This window comes from Kaistia adipata DSM 17808 (assembly GCF_000423225.1).
In the GTDB taxonomy this organism is placed as follows: domain Bacteria; phylum Pseudomonadota; class Alphaproteobacteria; order Rhizobiales; family Kaistiaceae; genus Kaistia; species Kaistia adipata.
Map to the genome: position 1 here is coordinate 625,511 of NZ_AUHO01000006.1, position 21,481 is coordinate 646,991.

Annotated in this window: 19 protein-coding genes and 1 pseudogene; 9 read left to right on the forward strand and 11 right to left on the reverse strand. The window is 68.1% G+C overall.

All coding sequences use genetic code 11. The features are described 5' to 3' along the window. Positions 1 to 117 precede the first annotated feature (117 nt). Both G539_RS0103220 and G539_RS0103225 read right to left on the reverse strand, forming a co-directional pair. Positions 118 to 987, reverse strand: a complete 870-nt coding sequence (locus G539_RS0103220) for a hypothetical protein (protein WP_029073919.1) — start codon at positions 985 to 987, stop codon at positions 118 to 120. 114 nt (positions 988 to 1,101) lie between these two features. Beyond that, positions 1,102 to 2,232, reverse strand: coding sequence for a linear amide C-N hydrolase (locus G539_RS0103225; RefSeq protein ID WP_029073920.1), 1,131 nt, complete (start codon positions 2,230 to 2,232; stop codon positions 1,102 to 1,104). Positions 2,233 to 2,432: 200 nt separating this feature from the next. Between G539_RS0103225 and G539_RS0103230 the strand changes: the two genes are divergently transcribed. The 3 genes from G539_RS0103230 to G539_RS0103240 all read left to right on the forward strand — a co-directional run bounded on the left by G539_RS0103230 (position 2,433) and on the right by G539_RS0103240 (position 4,532). Beyond that, a complete protein-coding gene (locus tag G539_RS0103230; RefSeq protein ID WP_029073921.1) occupies positions 2,433 to 3,080 on the forward strand; it encodes a MarC family protein in 648 nt (215 codons plus the stop codon). Positions 3,081 to 3,171: 91 nt separating this feature from the next. Next, the gene (locus G539_RS0103235; RefSeq protein WP_084639764.1) at positions 3,172 to 4,092 is read left to right on the forward strand and encodes a CHAD domain-containing protein; all 921 of its coding nucleotides are present in this window, start codon (positions 3,172 to 3,174) and stop codon (positions 4,090 to 4,092) included. Positions 4,093 to 4,211: 119 nt separating this feature from the next. Next, complete coding sequence (locus tag G539_RS0103240) at positions 4,212 to 4,532, forward strand: hypothetical protein (RefSeq protein ID WP_029073923.1); 321 nt, start codon at positions 4,212 to 4,214, stop codon at positions 4,530 to 4,532. A 24-nt stretch (positions 4,533 to 4,556) separates the two neighbouring features. On the opposite strand, the gene G539_RS0103245 is transcribed toward G539_RS0103240, so the two are convergent. Then, positions 4,557 to 5,312 (reverse strand): MOSC domain-containing protein, encoded by a 756-nt coding sequence (locus G539_RS0103245; protein WP_029073924.1) that lies wholly within the window; start codon positions 5,310 to 5,312, stop codon positions 4,557 to 4,559. 75 nt (positions 5,313 to 5,387) lie between these two features. Further along, complete coding sequence (locus G539_RS0103250; RefSeq protein ID WP_029073925.1) at positions 5,388 to 5,885, reverse strand: mismatch-specific DNA-glycosylase; 498 nt, start codon at positions 5,883 to 5,885, stop codon at positions 5,388 to 5,390. Between the two features lie 161 nt (positions 5,886 to 6,046). Between G539_RS0103250 and G539_RS0103255 the strand changes: the two genes are divergently transcribed. Beyond that, a complete protein-coding gene (locus G539_RS0103255) occupies positions 6,047 to 7,174 on the forward strand; it encodes an iron-containing alcohol dehydrogenase (protein WP_029073926.1) in 1,128 nt (375 codons plus the stop codon). Between the two features lie 327 nt (positions 7,175 to 7,501). Here G539_RS0103255 and G539_RS0103260 read toward each other — a convergent pair whose 3' ends face one another. Beyond that, complete coding sequence (locus G539_RS0103260; RefSeq protein WP_029073927.1) at positions 7,502 to 8,005, reverse strand: single-stranded DNA-binding protein; 504 nt, start codon at positions 8,003 to 8,005, stop codon at positions 7,502 to 7,504. A 261-nt stretch (positions 8,006 to 8,266) separates the two neighbouring features. Between G539_RS0103260 and uvrA the strand changes: the two genes are divergently transcribed. After that, positions 8,267 to 11,194 carry an excinuclease ABC subunit UvrA gene (gene uvrA / locus G539_RS0103265; protein ID WP_029073928.1) on the forward strand — a complete coding sequence of 976 codons (2,928 nt, stop codon included), beginning with the start codon at positions 8,267 to 8,269 and terminating at the stop codon, positions 11,192 to 11,194. Between the two features lie 142 nt (positions 11,195 to 11,336). Here the strand turns inward: uvrA and G539_RS0103270 are convergent, their stop codons facing one another. The 5 genes from G539_RS0103270 to G539_RS0103290 all read right to left on the reverse strand — a co-directional run bounded on the left by G539_RS0103270 (position 11,337) and on the right by G539_RS0103290 (position 16,802). Beyond that, on the reverse strand, positions 11,337 to 11,654 hold the full coding sequence (locus G539_RS0103270) for a hypothetical protein (RefSeq protein ID WP_156911761.1): 318 nt from the start codon (positions 11,652 to 11,654) through the stop codon (positions 11,337 to 11,339). Then, positions 11,651 to 12,844 carry a DUF2092 domain-containing protein gene (locus tag G539_RS26910; RefSeq protein ID WP_156911763.1) on the reverse strand — a complete coding sequence of 398 codons (1,194 nt, stop codon included), beginning with the start codon at positions 12,842 to 12,844 and terminating at the stop codon, positions 11,651 to 11,653. The genes G539_RS0103270 and G539_RS26910 overlap by 4 nt, the downstream gene beginning before the upstream one ends. 201 nt (positions 12,845 to 13,045) lie before the next feature. Continuing rightward, positions 13,046 to 14,065 (reverse strand): ABC transporter permease, encoded by a 1,020-nt coding sequence (locus G539_RS0103280; RefSeq protein WP_029073930.1) that lies wholly within the window; start codon positions 14,063 to 14,065, stop codon positions 13,046 to 13,048. 19 nt (positions 14,066 to 14,084) lie between these two features. After that, entirely contained in the window at positions 14,085 to 15,623 is a 1,539-nt protein-coding gene (locus G539_RS0103285; RefSeq protein ID WP_029073931.1) for a sugar ABC transporter ATP-binding protein, read from the reverse strand. 219 nt (positions 15,624 to 15,842) lie between these two features. Then, on the reverse strand, positions 15,843 to 16,802 hold the full coding sequence (locus G539_RS0103290; RefSeq protein WP_029073932.1) for a substrate-binding domain-containing protein: 960 nt from the start codon (positions 16,800 to 16,802) through the stop codon (positions 15,843 to 15,845). A 97-nt stretch (positions 16,803 to 16,899) separates the two neighbouring features. Between G539_RS0103290 and G539_RS0103295 the strand changes: the two genes are divergently transcribed. After that, positions 16,900 to 17,925 (forward strand): DUF3626 domain-containing protein, encoded by a 1,026-nt coding sequence (locus G539_RS0103295; protein ID WP_245576784.1) that lies wholly within the window; start codon positions 16,900 to 16,902, stop codon positions 17,923 to 17,925. Positions 17,926 to 17,947: 22 nt separating this feature from the next. On the opposite strand, the pseudogene G539_RS23545 reads toward G539_RS0103295, so the two are convergent. Continuing rightward, positions 17,948 to 18,756: pseudogene (locus G539_RS23545) on the reverse strand (aminoglycoside phosphotransferase family protein). A gap of 103 nt (positions 18,757 to 18,859) precedes the next feature. Between G539_RS23545 and G539_RS0103305 the strand changes: the two are divergent. From G539_RS0103305 to G539_RS0103315, 3 genes are all read left to right on the forward strand, one after another. After that, entirely contained in the window at positions 18,860 to 19,639 is a 780-nt protein-coding gene (locus tag G539_RS0103305; protein ID WP_029073934.1) for an LOG family protein, read from the forward strand. A gap of 74 nt (positions 19,640 to 19,713) precedes the next feature. Next, entirely contained in the window at positions 19,714 to 20,355 is a 642-nt protein-coding gene (locus G539_RS0103310; RefSeq protein ID WP_084639766.1) for a LysE family translocator, read from the forward strand. After that, positions 20,352 to 21,467: a winged helix DNA-binding domain-containing protein gene (locus tag G539_RS0103315; RefSeq protein WP_029073936.1), complete on the forward strand. Its 1,116-nt coding sequence runs from the start codon at positions 20,352 to 20,354 to the stop codon at positions 21,465 to 21,467. Before G539_RS0103310 ends, G539_RS0103315 begins: the two co-directional genes overlap by 4 nt. The last annotated feature ends 14 nt before the right edge of the window (positions 21,468 to 21,481 follow it).

Here is a 21,481-nt window from a genome sequence, read left to right on the forward strand (position 1 = left end):
GTGGCGGCATCAAGGAATCGCGCCGAAATGCCGGATTCCCCTGCATTTCGACGCAGCCTCGATCCGTTACCCGGCAACGGTTCCAATCTGACGCGCGGAACGGACCGGCGGCGCCGGCTAGAACTTCACCGAAGCGCCGAGCACGGGCCCGTGCTGAGTGACGTCCCAGGCGAAGCCGCCCGAGCTGTAGTCCTGGTAGAGCGCCCGGTAGCCGAGGCGAAGAATGGTCTCGTGGCCGAGGAAATGGGTCCGGTAGCCGAGATAGGCCTGGCCGTTCAGGGCGATCTTGGAACCGACGTCGAAGCCGCCGACGTCACCCTCGATCAAGAGATTCCAGCGCGACGAGAGGTCGATGTCGGCGCGCGCGCCGACGAACGGGTCGAGCCACTCCTGGCTGTCGGAAACGTTGCGGCTCATATTGCCGTCCGTTGCCTTCAGATCGCCCTCGAGCCGGGTCCAGCGCACACCGGCCAGGGGCGAGATGCTGAAGACGCGCGGCGCGCCAAAGGCGGTATCGCCGCCGAGCGCGGTCTCAAAGACCTTGTAGTAGGCGCCGGCGCCGATGATCGTCGTCGTCATGCTGGCGCCGACCGTCACCTCTCCCACCGAGGGGTGCTGGAGCTGCAGCACGTCGCTGTTGGAGACATCGACATATTCCGCGTTGAAGAAGGCGCCGAACGTGCCGTTGGTGATCTCGACGGCGCCCATCAGGCCGAGGTCGAGATCCTTGACGATGTCGCTGAACGGCGCCTCGACATTGACCGAACGGCCGCGCAGCGCGCCCTCGCCGCTGAGCGACGCCGCCCAGAGATACGGGCTGACGATGACCGACCACTCGCTCCGGGCGGGCTCCGGCGGGGATTCGGCTGGTGGCGCGCCGAGATCGGCGGCGACGGCGGGAGCGGCGGTCGCCGCGGAAAGCACGAAGGCCGCGGCCGCGGCCACGCCCCGAACGCCAGGCGCCTTGATCCTGCGCGACTGCTGCATCGCTCGATTCCCCCGAATGGTGCCGATTTCGTACAAGCTGCTCTCGACTGGAACCGGCGTCAACGCCGGGGCCTCGCCGGGACACAGAAGATGCCCCGGCGAACCAGCTCTGCCTCAGGGCTTCGGGAACTCCAGCGCCGGCGGCGTGACGGGCGCATGCATGGGCGCCGCCATGATCGTCTTCGCGTCGAGGTCGAAATCCCCAAGGCTGACGGAGCGCAGCGTCGGATCCTCATAGGTCTTGACGTAGTACTGGCCGTTCCCGAGGTCGGCGATGGTGCTCCACTGGGTATAGTCCAGCATGTCCGGCCGACCCTTGTCCTCCTCGCGGATATAGCCCTTCGGCAGGTCGAAATTGTTGAGGATATGCTCGGCCAGGCGGACGCTCTCGATGCCGTCCGCCACGGGGGCGGCCGACTTCAGATAGGCGAAGGCGCGGACGAAGCGCGAGGGCGCCGTCGGGTCACCCGGAACGCCGAGCATGCCGGCGCCCACTCCGGCGGGCGGCTTGATCGTCATGCCGCGCACCTTCAGCGGATCCGGCTCATGCACGGACAGCTTCACATAGTTGCGCAAATTGGTCAGGTGCCAGTCGAACGGCGGCGAGTTGGTCATCACCGTGGTCGGATTGTCGTAGACCTTGAGCACGCCGTCGATCGGTTCGATGACGATCGACGCGCCGGTGGCATCGTGCAGCGTGTAGTGCACCGGCGGGGTGATCTTCATCTGCTCCTGCACGAGGTCGATGACGACGACATCGCCGAGCGCCGCCTTGACCTCCTCGACCGTCGCGAAGCTGGTCAGCGCCCAGGTCAGGAAGTCCCACGGCGCCAGCGCCTTCGCCGGATCCGCCTTGGCCGGATCGGCATAGGCGGCGTTCTCCGGGAAATAGAGGATGCCGCCGGCGAGGCCCTTCTCGTTCAGCCCGTCGATCAGCACGCCGATGCCCAGCGCATTCATGCCGACGGCGGCATATTTGCTGTTCCACGTCTTGCCGGGCTTGTTGTCGGGCCCGCTCGCCGCCAGCGCGAAGTTGCGCGGAATGACGATCGCCTGGGATTCGAGATCGAAGGCGAACTCCATCGTGCGGCCATAGACGCTGCCGCCATCCTTCGTCGGCAGCAGGAAGCTCGTGCAGGCCTCCGCCACGTGCGGCGCGACGAGCGTCGTCGTCACCAGCAGGGCGAGCGTGGCCCGCGTCAGCGCGCGCCAGGACGGCTTGGCCACGGATGGAATGCGTCTCATCGGTTCGTGCCTTCTCTGAAAGTTGGCTTCACTCAGGAAAACGGCGGCACACTGACACCTCGCCCCTGGCAAGACAAGCCAGGTTGAAACCGGCCACCCGTGCAATCATGGGGATGGCAAACCGGGTACGGACCACCGCCCGAGATGACAACGACCCGTGCGCGCTGCTATGACCGGCTGGATCCACCGGATGGGACGACGTGCTCGACTATTTCCTCAACGCCCTGGTCACGCTCTTCGTCACGATCGACCCGCTCGGTCTCGCGCCGATCTTCGTCGGCCTGACGCGTGGCCTGTCGCGCGCGCAGCGCCGCCAGACGGCGCTCCGCGCCACGATCACGGCCGCGATCATCCTCTACGCCTTCGCGCTGGTCGGCGAGGGCCTGCTCGGCTTCCTCGGCATCTCGCTCGCCGCCTTCCGCATCGCCGGCGGCCTGATGCTGTTCTGGATCGGCTTCGAGATGGTGTTCGAGCGGCGCGACCAGCGCAAGCTCGCGAGCGCCACCAAGGCGATCGAGGAAGATCGCACGCACGATCCCGCCGACATCCACCACCTCGCCATCTTTCCGCTCGCCATCCCGCTGATGGCCGGGCCGGGCGCCATTTCCGCGACCATCCTGATCGCCGCCTCGGCGCCGAGCACGCTGGGCATGATCGGCCTCTTGATCATCATCGCCGCGCTGCTCGGATCCTGCCTGGCGGTGTTCCTGCTCGCCGACCCGCTCGACCGGATGCTCGGCAATACCGGCCGCATCGTGCTGACGCGACTGCTCGGCGTGCTGCTCGCCGCCCTCGCCGTCCAGTTCGTGGCCGACGGCATCACCGAAATCGTCCGCGGCATCGGGTGAGGCCCCTCGTCCGCGCCGCACGCCGCCCGGCGCAATCCGCCGCGCCGGATGTATAATGCCCGCCTCGTATGCCGCCGCTTGAGGGACCGACATGCTAGACCAGAGCCCATCCCGCACCCCGATGCCCCTCGCGACCCACCCGTCCACCGACGCGGCGATCCTCGCGCTCCTGTCCGCCAGCCAGACCGAGCTGGTCGCGACCGTCCGCGCCACGCTCGACCGGCCGGGGCCGGACGAGATCCACGCGCTCCGCGTCACCCTGCGCCGGCTGCGGACGGCGCTCGATCTCTGCCGCGACTGGAGCGGCAGCGACTGCTTCGGCACCGCCGAGGCGGATGCCCGCGAGCTGGCCGACACGCTCGGCGAGGCGCGCAACTGGGACGTGTTCGTCGCCGAGACGCTGCCGCGCCACGCGGAGACCCTCGCCGGCCTCGTCGATCTTTCGCCGCTGGCGGAGGCGGCGCAGTCGGCTCGCGACGCGCAGGGCCGGCAGATGCTGGCGCGGCTCGACGGGCCGCTGCCGCAGAAGCTGCTGCTCGGCCTGGCGCTGCTGGTCTCGGACACGCCCTGGCGTGGCCCGCACGGCGACCTGCGCAAGCGCCTCGCGGGTCCCGTCAAACCGCGCGCGGCCAAGGCGCTCGCCCGCATGCAGCGGCGGCAGCTGCGGCGCGGCAAGCGCCTGCTCCAGCTTTCCGATCGCGAACGCCACCGGCTGCGCATCAGCGTCAAGCGCCACAGCTACGCGATGGACATGCTGGCGCCGCTCTGGAGCAAGCCCCGCAAGCAGACCCTGTACCGCGGCAGGGTGAAGGCGCTGCAACAGGCACTCGGCGCCCTGAACGACATCGAGACCACCCGCGCCCTGCTGGAACGGTTCAGCTCGATGCCCGCGCCCGGCCTGCAGCGGGCGATCGGCGCGGTGCTGGGCGCGGCGGCGCATGAAAAGCGCGAGCAACTCGCCGCCCTCGCGCCGATCTGGCGCGAGGTCCGCTCCGCCAAGCCGTTCTGGTAACACGCGCCCGGCCGGCTGCCACCAAGACGTGAAGTCCGCGCGGGCCGGCCCATGCTAGGATTTTGCCCAGGGCGCCGCACCCCGGACGGGAGGGTTTCCGGCGTCCGGGAGAACAGGCCATGTTCATCGCACGCTGGCAGATCGACGCGCGTTTCGGGCACAAGCAGGCTGCCCTCGACCTGATGCGGGAATGGGAGAAGGAGATCGGCCGGAAAGCCGGGCTGGACCCGAGCCGGACGTCGATCCTCACCGGCTCGATCGGCCTCAAGGAGGCGACGATCGAGAACAACATGACGGTCGACAGCCTCGCCGAGCTCGAACGCTTCTTCGAGACCATCGCCACCATCCCGGAGCACATGGCCTGGGGCAAGAAGCTCGAGCCCTTCGTCGTCTCCGGGACTTCGCGCTGGAGCATCCTGCGCGTCGTGCCGATGGAATAGCGGGCCCGGCCGCGCGCGGCGCCCCTAGCCTTCCAGCTTCAATCCGTCGCCGACGCGAATGCCGCCGCCTTCGATCACGTCGGCATAGATGCCGCAATCCATGTGGTCGAGCTCGCGCAGCAGCGTCTTCGGAATGTCGAGGTCGCGGGTCGCCGTGGCGAGATCGACATTGGTCGCCGCGCAGCGCTGAATGCGCTTGGTGAAGCGGACCCGCGCACTCCCGATCCGCGCCTCGCGGCCGACGAGCTCCAGCTCCCGCCAGGCCTCCAGGCCCGAAAGGTTGATGTTGCCGCGAAAGCGCAGGGGATCGATCGACTTGCCGACCATGCCGCCGATCGCCTCGACGGAGGCGAGATTGATGAACGACACATAGGGCTTGCCGACATCAGTGAAGGCATGCCCCGGCGCCGACAGCACCTTGAGCGGCCCGCGCCGCTCCTCGCCCATGAAGTCGGCAAGAAACTCGGCCGTCGCGGCGCGGCCGGCCGGATCCGACAGATCGGCGGAGAAGCGGTCGCCATGGCCGTCGATCGTCCAGACATGGGTGGCATGGTCGAAACGGGTATCCAGCGCGGCGAGACGCTCGTTCTTCATCAGGCAGAGGAACTTCGCCTTGGGCAGATAGCCCGGCGCATCCGGATCGAAGCCCGAGGGACCGTTCTCGATCGCATAGACGCGGTCGCCGTCGAAACGGTGAAAGGGACGCAGCTCCGCCGCGTCCAGCGCCTCTGGCGAAAAGCCCTTCACGGGGTAGCGGTAGAGCGAAGCGATCTCGGGCATCCGGCCTCCTGTCCCGGCCGCGTCACCGGCGGCTCATCGGTTCCTTGATCGAACAGACGAGGCCGTCTTGTCCAGCTATCCCGATAGCGCGCGCGCAAGATCCCGCCACGGCTCGATCGACCAGTGCGGTCCCGCCTGGCCGGAGGGCGAGGTCAGGACATGGATGCGCGTCGGGCCGATCGACACGTCCTGCGGTCCGTAGGGAATCGCGGCCGTTGGGTGGTCGAGATAGAGGCTCGCCGCCCGCTTCGAGGTGAAGGCCAGGATGGCGGGGCGATGGAGCGCAATCTTGGCGCCGAGCGCGCCCGCGTCGACGAGCGCGAGATCGATCACCGTATCCTGGCCGACATGCTCCTTGGCGACGTCCGTCAGGCCGATGCCGTGATCGAGGACCTGGCGGAAATCCGCCGGCGCGATGCGATGAGGGGTCAGGCCGATGGCGTGAAGGGTCGGCCAGAACTTGTTGCCGGGATTGGCATAATAAGCGCCGGCCCGTGCCGAGTAGGTGCCCGCGCCGGTGCCGCAGAACACGACGCGCAGGCCCGGCTGCAGGACATCCGGCAGGATCGGCATCGATCGAATATCCCTCTCGTTCCGCCACGACGACAGCTTCGGCCCGTCGCGGGGAATCGCTAATGCACAGAGCCGGCAAAAACCATCTGTCGCTCGCCGGCCAGACCTGCCACTCTCCCGCCCGGCCACCGGCCCGCGCGACCATACGGGAAGAGAGACGGATGAGTACGATAAACTACCTGACGCAGATCGAGTTCGGAGCCGGCGTCGTTTCGGAACTGCCGAACGCCCTCGCCGCGCTCGGCGTGACGAAGCCGCTCATCGTCAGCGATCGCGGGCTGCAGGCTTCCGGGCTGCTCGGCCGCGTCGCCGCCCTTATTCCCGCCGGCGCACCGGTGTTTCTCGAGATCCCGACCAATCCGACCGAGGCGGCCGTCCTCGCGGCGCTGGAGATCTACAAGGCCGAAGGCTGCGACGGCGTCGTCGCGGTCGGCGGCGGCTCGCCGATCGACCTCGCCAAGGGCGTCGCCCTGCTCGCCACCCATGAGGGGCCGCTGGAGCCCTATGCGGCGATCTTCGGCGGCGTCGCCCGCATCAGCGCCAAGGTGGCGCCGATCCTCGCCGTGCCGACCACCGCCGGCACCGGCGCCGAGGTCGGCCGCGCCGCGCTGCTGACGCTGAACGACGGCCGCAAGCTCGGCTTCATCAGCCCGCATCTGATCCCGAAGCGCGCCATCTGCGACCCCGAGCTGACGCTCGGCCTGCCGCGCGGGCTCACCGCCGCGACCGGCCTCGACGGTCTGTCGCACTGCATCGAGACCTTCCTGTCGCCCCGCGTGAATCCGGTCGCCGACGCCATCGGCCTCGACGGCGCGCGGCGGATCTGGGACCACCTCGAGCGCGCCTTCAACGACGGCAGCGATCTCGAGGCGCGCAGCGAGATGATGATGGGCGCACTGCAGGGCGGCCTCGCCTTCCAGAAGGGCCTCGGCGCCGTGCATGCTCTCAGCCACGCGCTCGGCGGCTTGAAGAGCCCGAGCCTGCATCACGGCACGCTGAACGCCATCCTGATGCCTCCGATCCTGCGCTTCAACCAGGAGACCGTTCCGGACAAGATCCGCCGGCTCTCGGCCGCCATGGGCCTTCCCGAGACGGCCGACCTCGCCGACGAGCTTGACGCGCTCAACCGCCGGCTCGGCATCCCCGCCGGCCTGCGGACGCTCGGCGTCACCGACGACCAGCTGCCCTGGGTGGTGGAGCGGGCGCTCGCAGACCACTCCTACGCCACCAACCCGCGCGCCGCGACGGCGGAGGAGTTCCGCGCCATCCTCGACGGCGTGATGGTCTGACAGCAGAACTCTCGAGCTCGGCCATCATCCCGAGTTGCCCGGCGACGCCGGGCCTAGAAGGAGGGTCCAGGGAACACCCTTTCCGGATCGCGGGCCTGGGTACCTGCTGGATCCTCCTTCGAGGCTTCGCTGACGCGAAGCACCTCAGGATGATGGCGGAGTGGGTCGATGGGCCTGAAAGGGTGGTCATCGCGGAACAAACGACAAACGAAAACCCGGGAAGCGGCCGCTTCCCGGGTCTTTCCATGTTCCATGCGAGGGGTCTTGCGAGCGGGCTTCCTCATCTCTCCCGAGGGAGGCGAAGGATACCCTGCCTCGCGCCCGATCCTAGAACGGGATGTCGTCGTCGAGATCCGCCGCGTAGGACGAGGACGCGGCCGGCTGGCGCGACTGGCCGCCGCCGCGCGGCGCCTCGAGCGGGCTGGAGCGGCCGAAGTCGCTGCCGCCGCCCTGGTAATCCGACTGCTCGCCGCCGCCCGAACGACCGTCGAGCAGCGTCAGCTCGCCGCGGAAACGCTGCAGCACGATCTCGGTGGTGAACTTCTCGGCGCCCTGCTGGTCGGTCCACTTGCGGGTCTGCAACTGACCCTCGACATAGACCTTCGAGCCCTTCTTCAGGTACTGCTCGGCGATCTTGGCGAGGTTCTCGTTGAAGATCACCACGCGATGCCACTCGGTCTTTTCCTTGCGCTCGCCGCTCTGCTTGTCGCGCCAGCTCTCCGACGTCGCGATGTTCAGATTGACGACCGACTCGCCCGAATTCATCCGCCGCACCTCGGGGTCGCGCCCGAGATTGCCGACCAGAATGACCTTGTTGACGCTACCGGCCATGATCCGTTCCTTCTTGTCTCATTGCTGGCCCCAAACTATCCCGAAATGACACGGCCCGCCCGCGACAATCGGGCCTTGTCCACATCAGACCGGCCTGTTCTCTTTTTGTTCTAGACAATTCCGGCCGAGCTGGCAAGATCTCGTCAGGTGAATCACCCTGATGCCGCGACAATCCGGCCCCGATCCTTGTATGGAAAGGCCGAAAGCCTAAATTTGGGCCTTGGTGCTCCGCACCCGCCCCTCCACTTGGACAGACGACACATGGCTCAGCATGCTGACGCGCGGTCATCCGGCGCGACCTCCGGCAAGTTTATTTCCGTCCGCGGGGCGCGCGAGCACAACCTCAAGAACATCGACATCGACATCCCGCGCGACAAGCTGGTGGTGCTGACCGGCCTCTCCGGCTCGGGCAAGTCGTCGCTCGCCTTCGACACCATCTATGCCGAGGGCCAGCGCCGCTATGTCGAGAGCCTCTCGGCCTATGCGCGCCAGTTCCTGGAGATGATGCAGAAGCCGGACGTCGACCAGATCGACGGCCTGTCGCCCGCCATCTCGATCGAGCAGAAGACGACCTCGAAGAACCCGCGCTCGACGGTCGGCACCGTCACCGAGATCTACGACTACATGCGCCTCTTGTTCGCGCGCGTCGGCATTCCCTATTCGCCGGCGACCGGGCTGCCGATCGAGAGCCAGACGGTCAGCCAGATGGTCGACCGCGTCATGGCGCTGCCCGAGGGCACCCGCCTCTATTTGCTGGCGCCGATGATCCGCGGCCGCAAGGGCGAGTACAAGAAGGAGCTGGCGGAGCTGCAGAAGAAGGGCTTCCAGCGCATCAAGCTGGACGGCGTCTTCTTCGAGATCGACGAGGCGCCGGTCCTCGACAAGAAGCTGAAGCACGACATCGACGTCGTGATCGACCGCATCGTCGTGCGCGGCGACATCACGGCACGGCTGGCGGATTCGTTCCAGACCGCGCTGGAGCTCGCCGACGGCATCGCGGTCGCCGAATTCGCCGACGAGAAGGACGACAAGGGCAATGAGCGCCGCGTCATCTTCTCGGAGAAGTTCGCCTGCCCCGTCTCCGGCTTCACCATCGCCGAGATCGAGCCACGGCTGTTCTCGTTCAACAATCCGTTCGGCGCCTGCCCGGAATGCGACGGCCTCGGCTCGGAGAAGAAGATCGACCCGGACCTGGTCGTCCCGGACGGCTCGCTGTCGCTGAAACAGGGTGCGGTGGCGCCGTGGGCGAAATCCTCCTCGCCCTATTACGCGCAGACGCTGGAGGCGATCGCCCGCCACTACGATTTCGCCATGACGAAGCCGTGGGACGAGATCCCCGAGGCGGCGCAGAACGCCATCCTGTTCGGCACCGGCAAGGGCGAGATCGAGTTCATCTACAATGACGGCACCCGCGCCTACCGCACGCAAAAGAGTTTTGAGGGCGTCGTCACCAATCTCGAGCGGCGCTGGCGCGAGACGGAATCGAACTGGGCGCGCGAGGAGATCGAGCGCTACCAGGGCTCGACGCCGTGCAAGGCCTGCAATGGCGCGCGGCTGAAGCCCGAGGCGCTGGCGGTGAAGATCGCCGGCCGCAACATCTCCCAGGTCACGGAGCTTTCGATCCGCAACGCCGCGCGCTGGTTCGAGGCGCTGCCGGCCGAGCTCAACGAGAAGCAGAACGAGATCGCGGTCCGGATCCTGAAGGAGATCCGCGAGCGCCTCTCCTTCCTCGTCGATGTCGGCCTCGACTACCTGATGCTGTCGCGCAATTCCGGCACGCTGTCGGGCGGCGAGAGCCAGCGCATCCGCCTCGCCTCGCAGATCGGCTCCGGCCTGACCGGCGTGCTCTACGTGCTCGACGAGCCGTCGATCGGCCTGCATCAGCGCGACAATGACCGGCTGCTGGAGACGCTCAGGCACCTGCGCGACATCGGCAACACCGTGCTCGTCGTCGAGCATGACGAGGACGCCATCATGACGGCGGACTACGTCGTCGACGTCGGCCCGGAGGCGGGCGTGCATGGCGGCCAGATCATCGCCAAGGGCACGCCGGCCGAGATCATGGCCAATCCAAACTCGCTGACCGGCAAGTATCTCTCCGGCGAGCTCTCCGTCGAGGTGCCGGAAAAGCGGCGCGCCATCGACAAGAAGCGCAAGATCAGCGTCGTCGGCGCGCGCGGCAACAATCTGAAGAACGTCTCGGCCGACATCCCGCTTGGCACGTTCACCTGCGTCACCGGCGTCTCGGGCGGCGGCAAGTCGACCTTCCTGATCGACACGCTCTACGCCGCGGTGGCCAGGCGACTGAACGGCGCGCACATCCATCCGGCGCCGCATGACCGCATCGACGGGCTGGAGCTGATCGACAAGATCATCGACATCGACCAGTCGCCGATCGGCCGCACGCCGCGCTCCAACCCGGCGACCTATACCGGCGCCTTCACGCCGATCCGCGAATGGTTCGCCGGCCTGCCGGAAGCCAAGGTGCGAGGCTACGGCCCGGGCCGCTTCTCGTTCAACGTCAAGGGCGGCCGCTGCGAGGCCTGCCAGGGCGACGGCGTCATCAAGATCGAGATGCACTTCCTGCCCGACGTCTACGTCACCTGCGAAGTCTGCAAGGGCAAGCGCTACAGCCGCGAAACGCTGGACGTGAAGTTCAAGAACAAGTCGATCTCGGACGTGCTCGACATGACGGTCGAGGAGGCGCGCGAGTTCTTCCAGGCCGTGCCCGGCATTCGCGACAAGATGGCGACGCTGGAGGAGGTCGGGCTCGGTTACGTCAAGGTCGGCCAGCCGGCGACGACGCTCTCCGGCGGCGAGGCGCAGCGCGTCAAGCTGGCCAAGGAGCTGTCGCGCCGCGCCACCGGCAAGACGCTCTACATCCTCGACGAGCCGACGACGGGCCTGCATTTCCACGACGTCGCCAAGCTGATGGAAGTGCTGCATTCGCTGGTCGACCAGGGCAACACGGTGGTGGTCATCGAGCACAATCTCGAGGTCATCAAGACCGCCGACTGGATCATCGACCTCGGCCCCGAGGGCGGCGACGGCGGCGGCGAGATCGTCGCGGTCGGCCGGCCGGAGGATATCGTCAAGGAAGAGCGCAGCTATACCGGCCGCTTCCTGAAGCCGGTGCTCGACAAGGCCAAGCTCGCGGCCCGCAAGCGCAAGGCGGTGGCGGCGGAATAGGCGGACACGCCGCCCCGGCATTCGCGAGATGCGCCCCTCCCTCGGGCCCGGCGAAACCGGGCCTCGAGGGTGGGTTCAGGACAAACCCACGGCGGATCGCGCCGCGGGCGGGGAGACTGGCAGGCCAGTCCCCTCGGCGCTCCTACACGCAGCGCCAGGTCACGCGACCATAGGCATCGACCACCCGAACGCAGCCGGCGCGCGGCGCTGCCACATAGGGAGCCGCGACATAGGGCGCCGCGTAGGCGCCATAGTCCCGGCGCGTCGTCCGGCGGGCGACGCCGGCATAGCTCAACGGCGTCAGAGGACGGCCGATGATGGCCTCGGCCCGGCTGACCAGGCTCGGCCATGCCGGGCCCTGCGTCGGCGCGTCGGACACGAACAGGGCGGCCAGACCGATCCCGATGGCGACCAGGCGCAGCCCGTGACGAGCCCGCAGACGGAATGTGAAGCGGTTCATGGCCTATCTCCCTGGCCTTGCGCGGGCGCTTCCCCCTGCGACCTGTCCCGCATCATCCGCATGCCGCCGGGTCCCATGCGACGCGCCCCCATGCCATCGGAGTCCATGCCACCGGAGTCCATGCCGCCGGGGGACATCATCTCCGGCGACATCATCTCGGGCGACATCATGTTAGGCATCATCATGTTGGGCGACATCATCATCATGCCGGGCGGCATCCGTCCGCCATGCATCGGACCGCCCGGCATCTGGTCGGACGGCGTGGCGCTGCTCGCCGGAACCTCGTCCAGGCCGGCCAGACCGGCGAAATCGACCTTCCGCGCCCCGCGCGGCGGAACGAAGGTGAAGGCGTCCGGCGCAAAGGCGACGCCATCCTCCCAGTCATGGAACTCCAGCGTGTATTGCGGGGCCATGCCGACGGTCTTGCTGGTGATCACCATCCGGCACGGAACGGGCTGATCGCCGACCCGGACCCAGAGCTGCCAGTCGGTATCGTGATTGCGGAAGGCGAGATGGTCGCATTCGACGCCGCCGACGACGCCGCGGCCGATATGCTTGGCCTCGATGACTCCGTCCATCAGCGCGGCGAAGGCGTCGCCGCCCAGCAGGTCGGCGGCGGGAATGTCGAGCTGGAACTCGTTGCGCAGCCGATCGACCACCACCTCGAGCGACCCGCGCGCCTCGGCCTGCCCGTAAAGCTGCAGGTTCTTGCCATAGACGGTGAGGTTGCTGCCGTCCGCGAGCAGTTCGACATCGGAATAGCCGCCGGTGCGCGTGACGCGGAACTTGTCGGGCCGGCTGATCGACGCCGTGCCGGAACTGGTGAACTGCACCTTCTCCATGTCCGGGGTGACGATCTCGATATCGCTGTCATAGGCGAAGCGGATGTTCTGCTGCTGGCCCACATAGTCCGCCATCTCGCGGACGATCGCGACCGCGTCATGGGCCGAGTCGGGCGGCATGACGAACCGCATGCCGCGCGGCATCGGCTGGCCGGCTCCGGGAGGAAGCGGGCCAGCTCCGGCGTCCGGGCGCGGCGTCGCATCCTGCCCCGGCGGCGGGGCATCCCCCGTTCCGTCCTGCGCCCGGGCGGCGCCCGCGCCGAACCCGGCGACGAGCACGGCGGCTACCAGCACCGCGCGAGCGGAGCGGCGCGAGACGCCGGCCCTTCCTCCTGCATGCCTGGACATCGCTACCTCCTCTATGACGACAACCGGCCTTCCCCCTGCTCCGGCGCGATCCCTGGATCGGCCGAGGCCGCACGCTATCACGCCCGTTCGCAACCCGACGTTCGCGATGCCGTGAGCGGAGCGTCATCGGCCAGGACGGCGCCCCAAACGAAAATGGCCGCGCAAGGCGCGGCCATTTCCAAGGCGGAAGCGACGGTCTCGTCAGGCCTTGCGGCGACGCGACTTGGCGAAGGTGTCGAAGGCGACCGCCAGCACGATGATCACGCCGATGATGATCTGCTGGATGTAGGACGACACGTTCATCAGCACGAGGCCGTTCAGCAGCACGCCGATCAGGATCGAGCCGATCACCGTGCCGAAGATCGTGCCGACGCCGCCAAACAGCGACGTGCCGCCGATGACGACCGAGGCGATCACGGTCAGCTCATAGCCCGTGCCGGCGACGGCCTCGGCCGAGTTCAGGCGGGCCGACAGCACGAAGGCGCCGAGCCCCGCGAAGAAGCCCATGATCACGTAGACGCTGCAGATCACCCAGTTGACGTTGAGGCCGGACAATCGCGCCGCCTCCGGATTGCCGCCGACCGCGTAGACCTGCCTCCCGTAGCGCATGTAGCGGAGCGCGATATGGGCGAGCAGCGCCGCGACCAGGAAGATGATGACCGGAACCGGCACCGGGCCGATCTTGCCCTGGCCCCACCAGGTGAAATCGGGCTGGAAGCCGGAGATCGGGCCGCCGGCGGCGAACAGCAGCGCCGCGCCGCGGAAGACCGACATGCCGCCCAGCGTCACCACGAAGGGCGGAACCTTCAGGCGGGTGATGGCGAGGCCCTGCAGCAGGCCGCCGCAGACGCCGACCGCGATGGCGGCGAGCGCCGCCAGTTCCCAGCCCCAGCCGACGACGCCCTCGCCCACCGTGAAGCGGTCCTGCATGCCGCCCTTGGCGACGGCGGCGGCGACGAGGCCGGCGAAGGCCAGCAGCGAGCCGATCGACAGATCGATGCCGGCGGTCAGGATGACGAAGGTCATGCCGATCGCCAGCAGACCGGTGATCGACACCTGCCGCATCACGTTGAACAGGTTGATCGACGACATGAAGCGCGGCTCGAGCACCGCGAAAATGATCATCAGCGCGATCAGGAAGATCAGCGGCGCGAACCGCGCCAGCACTCCGAACAGATCGAAGCCCGCGCTTTCCGCCGTTTCTCGTTTGACGTCCGTCATTCCCGTATTCCTTGTCTTGTCACGCAGCTCGGCCGGCGGCGCTGAGCGTCATCATGGTCATCAGCTTTTCTTGGGTCGCGTCGGCGCGCATGACCTCGCCCGTCACGCGCCCCTCGCGCATGGTGACGATCCGGTCGGACACCGCGAGAACCTCGGGGAGTTCGGAGGAGATGGCGATCACGGCGATGCCCTTGCGCGCCATCTCGAAGAGAAGATTGTGCACCTCGACCTTGGCGCCGATATCGATGCCGCGGGTCGGCTCGTCGACGATCAGCACCTTCGGCCGCAGCGCCAGCCAGCGCGCCAGCACGACCTTCTGCTGGTTGCCGCCGGAGAGATTGCCGACGGCCTGGTCCGGGCTCGCCATGCGGATGTTGAGCAGCTTGCGGTATTCCTCGACCAGGTCGCGCTCCTTGCGCTCGTCGACGAAGACGCCGAAGCGGTCGATCCGGTCGAGCGCGGCGATGGAGAGGTTGGTGCGGATCGCCTGGCTCAGGAACAGCGCCTGCTGCTTGCGATCCTCCGGCACCAGGCCGACGCCATGCTTGATCGCGTCGCGCGGCGAGCGGATGTCGACGGGCTGGCCGTCGATCAGAACGCGGCCGGAATCGAAGGGGTCGGCGCCGAAGATCGCCCGCGCCGTCTCGGTGCGGCCGGCGCCGACGAGACCGGCGATTCCGAGGATCTCGCCGCGCCGCACGCTGAGCGACACGTCCTGCAGCTCGGTCGCGTGCGGGTCGTGCGCGCTGCGGCGGCGGGTCAGCCCCTCGACCGCCAGCGCCACTTCGCCGGCGCCGCTATCCTCGCGATGGGCGAAAAGCGCGTTGACCTCGCGCCCGACCATCAGGCGGATGATGCCCTCGATCGTGGTCTCGCTGACCTTGCCGGCGCCGACATTGCGGCCGTCGCGCAGCACCGTGTAGCGATCGCAGATCTCCATCACCTCCTCCAGGCGGTGCGTCACGAAGATGATCGCGATGCCCTCGGACTTGAGCTGGCGGACGATGCGGAACAGCTTTTCCACCTCGGCCAGGCTGAGCGCGGAGGTCGGCTCGTCCATGATGATGACGCGCGACTGCATCGACAGCGCCCGGGCGATCTCGACCATCTGCTGCTCGGCGACGGAAAGGTCGCGCACCAGCGTCATCGGACTGCGCTCGAGGCCGATGCGGCGCGTCAGCTTCTGCGTCTCGGCCGCCATCTTCGCCCAGTTCATGAAGAAGCGGTTGCCCGGCTCGCGGCCGATGAAGACGTTCTCGGCGATCGTCATGTCGGGCGCGAGAGTGAATTCCTGGTAGATCGTGACGATGCCGAGCTTCTGCGCGTCCTGCGGGTTCGACAGCACCACGTTCTGGCCGTCGAAGGCGATGGTGCCGCGATCGGGCGATTGCGCGCCGGCGAGGATCTTCAGGAGCGTCGACTTGCCGGCGCCGTTTTCGCCGAGCAGGGCGTGGATCTCGGCCGGCGCGACCTCGAGGTCGACGCCATCGAGCGCCTTGACGCCGGGAAAGCTCTTGGCGATGCCGGTCATCTTCAGAAGGGGTTGCGGATCGGTCATCGGACTTCGCTTACGATGGAGCACGGGGGCGCCCTGCCGCGCCGCTGGCGGCGGGGCGAGACGACAATTCATATCAAGTTGGGAACCGGCGACGCATCTGGCCCGGTCGGCACGGTTCGATCCTGCGGGCGTCGCAACGCCAGACGGGCGAGCCCGCCCGCCGGAGACGGCAGGGGCGTCCCGCGCCGCGCGCGAAACGCCCCCTTGCTCCGTATGGACTTACTTCAGCTCGCCGAGACGTTCGGCGATGTTGAGGTTGTCCTTGGTGATCGCGACCGGCGTCAGCAGGGTCACGGCCTCGGCCGGCTTCTTGCCGTCCTTGATGAAGGCGACCAGCGTGTCGACGCCCATCGCGCTCTGCTTGCCCGGGAACTGCTCGATCGTGGCGGTCAGGCCGCCGTCACGAACCTGGCCGAGGGCCTCCGGCAGCGCGTCGAAGCCGATGATGGCGATGCCCGACAGGTTGCGGGCCTTGACCGCTTCCATCGCGCCGAGCGCCATGTCGTCATTGGCGGCGACGATGACCTTGGGCGCTTCCGGCAGGGCGGCGAGCGCCGCTTCCGTGACCGACAGGCCCTTGGCGCGGTCGAAGCCGGCCGTCTGCTCGAACACGATCTTGTACTTGTCGGCGGCCTTGTCGAGGACGTTGTGCAGGCCCTTGTTGCGGTCGATCGCCGGCGAGGCGCCCGACTGGCCCTGCAGGTTCACGATGGTGGCGCCATCGGGATAGAGCTTCATGATCAGCTCGGCCTGAGCCTCGCCGCCCTTGACGTTGTCGGCGCCGATATGGGCGAGGATGCCCTCGACCTGGGCGACGCGACGGTCAACGGTGACGACCGGGATGCCGGCCTCGACGGCCTGGGCCAGCGCCGGCGCCATGGCGTCGACTTCGTTCGGGCTGATGACGATGCCCTTCACGCCGCGGGCGATCGCCGCCTCGACGTCGGCCGTCTGCTTCGGCGAGGAAACCTGGCCGTCGCTCTCGATCGCGGTGACGCCCTGCTTCTCGGCCTCGGCCTTGAAGGCGTTCATCATGTGCACGAAGAACGGAAAGGTCAGGCCGGGAACCGAGGTCAGGATCTCGATCTTGTCCTGGGCGACGGCAGGCGCCGGCGCCGTCGACATGGCCGCGAGCGCGATCGCGCCGGCAGCAAGGACCGACCTTGCAATATTCGACATTTTACTTCCTCCCATGCCCTCTCTTATCCGGGGCTGAAGAAGAGAATGCCGCAGGTCGAGCCATCATTCAAACGGAATTCTGAACTTTGCACGCGCTGTGCAAAATCAGGGCAGAAACATCTCGCACTGCACAAGTAAACGCCGCTCCACCCGCCGGCTCACCCTGCCCGGCCACTCGGGCGCCTCTACGGCAGATGCGAGCCGGCATTGGGTCGAAGCGGCGCATCCGTCCCCGTCGGTGATGGGCGGCGTGTCAGTGGATCTTCCATCTCGCCCTTGCTATGCACGCAGGGCCATGAACGCCTTCGTCGAACGCGCTCTCACCCATCTCCGCCAGTTCTCCGCACCGGCGCGGGACGGCGCGGCGCATCCGATCACGCTGAACTTCCACCCGGACATCGGCGTTGCAGGCAGCACGGTCATCCAGCTGCTCGCCCGGCATGGCACCTATCGCTCCCAGTTCGAGACCGGCACCAGCAGCGGCGGCCTGACAGCCTATCGGGGCGGCGATCGCTGGAATTGGGAGAGCCGGATCTTCGGAGGCGCCTATGACGACGGCGATCCCTCGCTGCGACCGAAATATGGCGCGCTGAACTATCGGGACGACCCTGTCGGCGGATCACGCCGCTTCGGCTCTTCCCACTTTCGCCTCGCGTCACACGTCCGTTCCCGCGCGTCGTTCTGCTATCCGGACAGCCATTGGCAGCCGAGCGATTTCGCCGTCGGCGATGCCGGCCCGCTCATCGCCATGGCCAAGGCGAATAGCAGAGACCTCGACCCGTGGCTCGACAACTACATCGAGGCCCACGTCCACGGCCCCCTGCATATCGGCGAGGATGTCGACGCTCTCGTCCTCGATCCCTCGTTTCGCGGAACGATGATCGAGGACGTCGCGAGTTCGCTCGGCTGCCGGGTGGAATGGCATGACGGCTTCCGCCTGCCGCTCGAGCGGGTCGATGACTGCGAACAGTTTCGGGGACCGGACGCCGCCAGCGCCATCGCGCGGATCGCAGAGAACGAGATCGTGACGCCGGAGATCCTATGGCGCGCCCGCGATCGCCGGCTCGACTACCAGACGGCGAAATGGGTCTGGCATTGCATGGCGCGATACGGGCATCCCTGAACCGCGCAACCGTTCTGTGCGTTCATCGGTCCAGCTCCGCCTGCGCCAGCGCGCCGACGGCAAGCGTGAGCGCCGGATCGCCGCCATCCTCGACGTGCCAGGCAGCCGACAGGCCGGCATAGGCCACGATCCATTGCAGCAATCGGCGCGGCTCGAGGTTGGCCGCTTCGCTCACGACGCGGAGCTGGCGGGCGAGGCGGCCGGGCGCCAGCGCCACGCCGGCATCGGGGTTGCAGAAGAGGTTGGCGAAGTCGAAACCGCGCTCGCCATGGAGCCGCTTCGGATCGATCGCCAGGAACCCGCGCGGGCCGGCGTCGAGAACGTTGCCGTGGTGCAGATCGCCATGCAGCACGCGCACGTCGCGTGGATCGTCGAGCAGGATTCTCGCCAGCGCGGCGGCATCGGCGAAATGGCCGCCCTGCCCCGCCGCGACGATGAGCGATCGGAACCGGCGCTCCAGCGGGATGAGCTCGGGCGGCGGCGTGGCGCGCGGCGCATGCAGCCGGGCCGCGACCTCGCAGAGGATGCGGCTTGCCGTATCGTCCGCGCCGCTCCGCGCCATCCCGGCCAGCGAGCGCGGCCCTTCGGCGCGCTCCATCAGCAGCGCGTCGCCATCATGGTCGATGACCCGCACGGCGCCGTCGCCATCCCACCAGACGAGCAGCAGGCCGCCGAAGCGCTCCTCCTCGGCATGGGAGAGCTTCAGCATCATGGCCTCGCCGTCGCGCCGCACCGGCAACAGGCGACTCCATAGGTGTCAATCGGCGCGCCGTCAGGCACGAGCCGCCAGCGTCGCAGATAGGGTTCGAATGGCTGACCGACCTGCGGCATGCGGTCCCTTTCCTGGCTCCCGGGCTGCATCGGCGCCTCCCGCGCTATCTCGCGCGGAACCGGCGCGGCATACTCCAAGAACGATTCATGATGCGAAAATGAGATGACTGAAAACAAACCCAATACACCCCAGATGGATTCGCCATCCTACCGCCTGCCGGCGCTCGACGCCGACTTCCTGCTCGGCGACTCGATGCGCGGCGTGCGCTTCCTGCTCGAATACGCCAAGGCCGAGGAGATCCTGCGCCGCTGGGGCGTGCGCTCGACCATCGTCGTGTTCGGCAGCGCCCGCATCCACGAGGACGGCGTCGGCCAGCACGCCCGCTGGTACGAGGAGGCGCGCGCCGTCGGCCGCATCGTCTCGGAACGCGGCGGCGCGCTCGTCTCGAACGGCACGTTCCGCGACAACGTCATCGCCACGGGCGGCGGCCCGGGCATCATGGCGGCCGCCAATCGCGGCGCGGCCGACGCCGGCGCGCCTTCGATCGGCTTCAACATCACGCTGCCGCACGAGCAGGCGCCGAACTCCTTCTCGACGCCGGAGCTCACCTTCCGCTTCCACTATTTCGCGATGCGCAAGATGCATCTCGCCATGCGCGCCAACGCGCTGGTCGTGTTTCCCGGCGGCTTCGGCACGTTCGACGAGCTGTTCGAGCTGCTGACGCTGCGCCAGACCGGCAAGGCGCCGGCGATCCCGATCGTGCTGTTCGATCGCGCCTACTGGACCAAGGTCGTCAATTTCGACGCCCTGGTCGAGGAAGGCATGATCGCCCGGAAGGATCTCGAGCTGTTCGACTTCGCCGAGACGGCGGAGGAAGTCTGGCAAAAGCTCTCGGCGGCCGGCATCGGCCTGCACGAGGGCGAGCAGGCCGGCGACGCCTGACCGCCGCCGCTAGCCGCAGCCTCGCGCCGCGGCTAGCTTCTTGAAACCGCCGTCCGCGCCGCCCGAGGCCCCTGATGATATCAACGATCACGCCCTTCGCCGCGCTCCTCGCCATCCTGGGAGCGCTGCTGATCGGCGCGATCAGCCCCGGCCCCAGCTTCGTCTTCGTCGTCCGCACCGCCGTGGCGCAATCGCGCGCCGAGGGCATCGCCTCGGCGTTCGGCATGGGCGTCGGCGCCATGATCTTCGGCCTGCTCGCTCTGCTCGGCCTGCGCACGCTGATGACCGAGGCCGCCGGCCTCTACATGGTCCTGAAGATCGTCGGCGGGCTCTACCTGGTCTATCTCGCGATCCGGATCTGGCGCGGCGCCAGGGAGCCGATCTCGGTCGCGCAGGGCGGCGCGACCGGCGTGTCCAGCCTCGGCCGCGCCTTCGGGATGGCGCTCGCCACCCAGATGAGCAATCCCAAGATCATCGCCGTGTTCGGCGCCGTCTTCGCCGCCCTGCTGCCGGCCTCGCGCCCGCTCTGGCTCGACCTGTCGCTGCCGGCGCTGATCTTCGTGCAGGAGACGGCCTGGTACGCGCTGGTGGCGCTCGCCTTCTCGGCGACGCGTCCCCGCGCGCTCTATCTCGGCGCCAAGACCTGGCTCGACCGCACGGCGGGCGCCGTGATCGGCGCGCTCGGCATCCGCCTCATCCTCGAAGCACGCGGATGACAAGGGCGCCGGAAACCCTCACCCGGCGCGCCCTGAACCGGGCCCTGCTGGCGCGCCAGATGCTGCTTCGGCGGACATCGCTGGATGCCGAGCAGGCCGTCGAGCACCTGCTCGGGCTTCAGTCGCAGATCCCCGACAATCCCTATGTCGCGCTCTGGTCGCGGCTGGACGGCTTCGACCCGCACGCGCTTTCGGCCCTGACCGAACAGAGAAAGCTCGTCCGGATCGCGCTGATGCGCGGCACGCTGCATCTCGTCAGCGTGCGGGACGCGGTAGCGCTGCGCCCCGTGATGCAGAAGGTGTTCGAGCGCAACATGACGGCGGGCAGCGTCTACGGGAAGGCACTGACCGACATCGACATGGAGGCGCTGATACGCGCCGGACGACAGGCGATTGAAGAAAAACCGCGATCCAACAAGGCGTTGGAAGCGATCCTTGAACCCATGTTTCCGGATCGCGACGGCCATGCGCTGTCGCAGGCGGTGCGCGCCGCGCTGCCGCTCGTCCAGGTCACGCCGCGCGGGCTCTGGCGACGCGGCGGCCTCGCCATCTCGACCACGCTGGAAAGCTGGACCGGCGTAGGGCTCGCGGAAAACGACACGCCGGACGCGACGCTGCTGCGCTATCTCGCGGCGTTCGGCCCCGCCTCGGTCGCCGACATGCAGGCCTGGTCGGGGCTGACGCGGCTCGCCGGCGCCGTCGCTCGCCTGCGGCCGCAGCTGGTCGAGTTCCGCGACGAGGACGGCCACGTGCTCTACGACCTACCGGATGCGCCGCGGCCCGACGCGGAGACCGCGGCGCCGCCACGCTTCCTGCCGGACTACGACAACGCGCTGCTCGGACATGATGATCGCCGCCGCGTCATCGACGACGCACACCGGCTGCATTTCAAGAAGGTGAATGGCCTGCTGCCGGCCTTCCTGGTCGACGGCAGGGTCGCAGGCTGCTGGCTGCTCGATCGCGACAAGAGCGGCGCGCGGCTCGCGATCACGCCGCTGGTCGCGCTTCAGCGGCGCGAGCGCGAGGCGCTGGCGGAGGAAGCGGAGGCCCTCCTCGCCTTCCACGAGCCGGACGCGCCAGCACGCGACATCCATTTCGTCGACGCGCGCTAGGCGCGTCGACGTTC

Coding starts and splice junctions, on each gene's coding strand:
- G539_RS0103220 (WP_029073919.1), bottom strand. CDS start 987: ATGCAGCAGTCGCGCAGGATCAAGGCGCCTGGCGTTCGGGGCGTGGCC.
- G539_RS0103225 (WP_029073920.1), bottom strand. CDS start 2,232: ATGAGACGCATTCCATCCGTGGCCAAGCCGTCCTGGCGCGCGCTGACG.
- G539_RS0103235 (WP_084639764.1), top strand. CDS start 3,172: ATGCTAGACCAGAGCCCATCCCGCACCCCGATGCCCCTCGCGACCCAC.
- G539_RS0103240 (WP_029073923.1), top strand. CDS start 4,212: ATGTTCATCGCACGCTGGCAGATCGACGCGCGTTTCGGGCACAAGCAG.
- G539_RS0103245 (WP_029073924.1), bottom strand. CDS start 5,312: ATGCCCGAGATCGCTTCGCTCTACCGCTACCCCGTGAAGGGCTTTTCG.
- G539_RS0103250 (WP_029073925.1), bottom strand. CDS start 5,885: ATGCCGATCCTGCCGGATGTCCTGCAGCCGGGCCTGCGCGTCGTGTTC.
- G539_RS0103255 (WP_029073926.1), top strand. CDS start 6,047: ATGAGTACGATAAACTACCTGACGCAGATCGAGTTCGGAGCCGGCGTC.
- G539_RS0103260 (WP_029073927.1), bottom strand. CDS start 8,005: ATGGCCGGTAGCGTCAACAAGGTCATTCTGGTCGGCAATCTCGGGCGC.
- uvrA (WP_029073928.1), top strand. CDS start 8,267: ATGGCTCAGCATGCTGACGCGCGGTCATCCGGCGCGACCTCCGGCAAG.
- G539_RS0103270 (WP_156911761.1), bottom strand. CDS start 11,654: ATGAACCGCTTCACATTCCGTCTGCGGGCTCGTCACGGGCTGCGCCTG.
- G539_RS26910 (WP_156911763.1), bottom strand. CDS start 12,844: ATGTCCAGGCATGCAGGAGGAAGGGCCGGCGTCTCGCGCCGCTCCGCT.
- G539_RS0103280 (WP_029073930.1), bottom strand. CDS start 14,065: ATGACGGACGTCAAACGAGAAACGGCGGAAAGCGCGGGCTTCGATCTG.
- G539_RS0103285 (WP_029073931.1), bottom strand. CDS start 15,623: ATGACCGATCCGCAACCCCTTCTGAAGATGACCGGCATCGCCAAGAGC.
- G539_RS0103290 (WP_029073932.1), bottom strand. CDS start 16,802: ATGTCGAATATTGCAAGGTCGGTCCTTGCTGCCGGCGCGATCGCGCTC.
- G539_RS0103305 (WP_029073934.1), top strand. CDS start 18,860: ATGACTGAAAACAAACCCAATACACCCCAGATGGATTCGCCATCCTAC.
- G539_RS0103310 (WP_084639766.1), top strand. CDS start 19,714: ATGATATCAACGATCACGCCCTTCGCCGCGCTCCTCGCCATCCTGGGA.
- G539_RS0103315 (WP_029073936.1), top strand. CDS start 20,352: ATGACAAGGGCGCCGGAAACCCTCACCCGGCGCGCCCTGAACCGGGCC.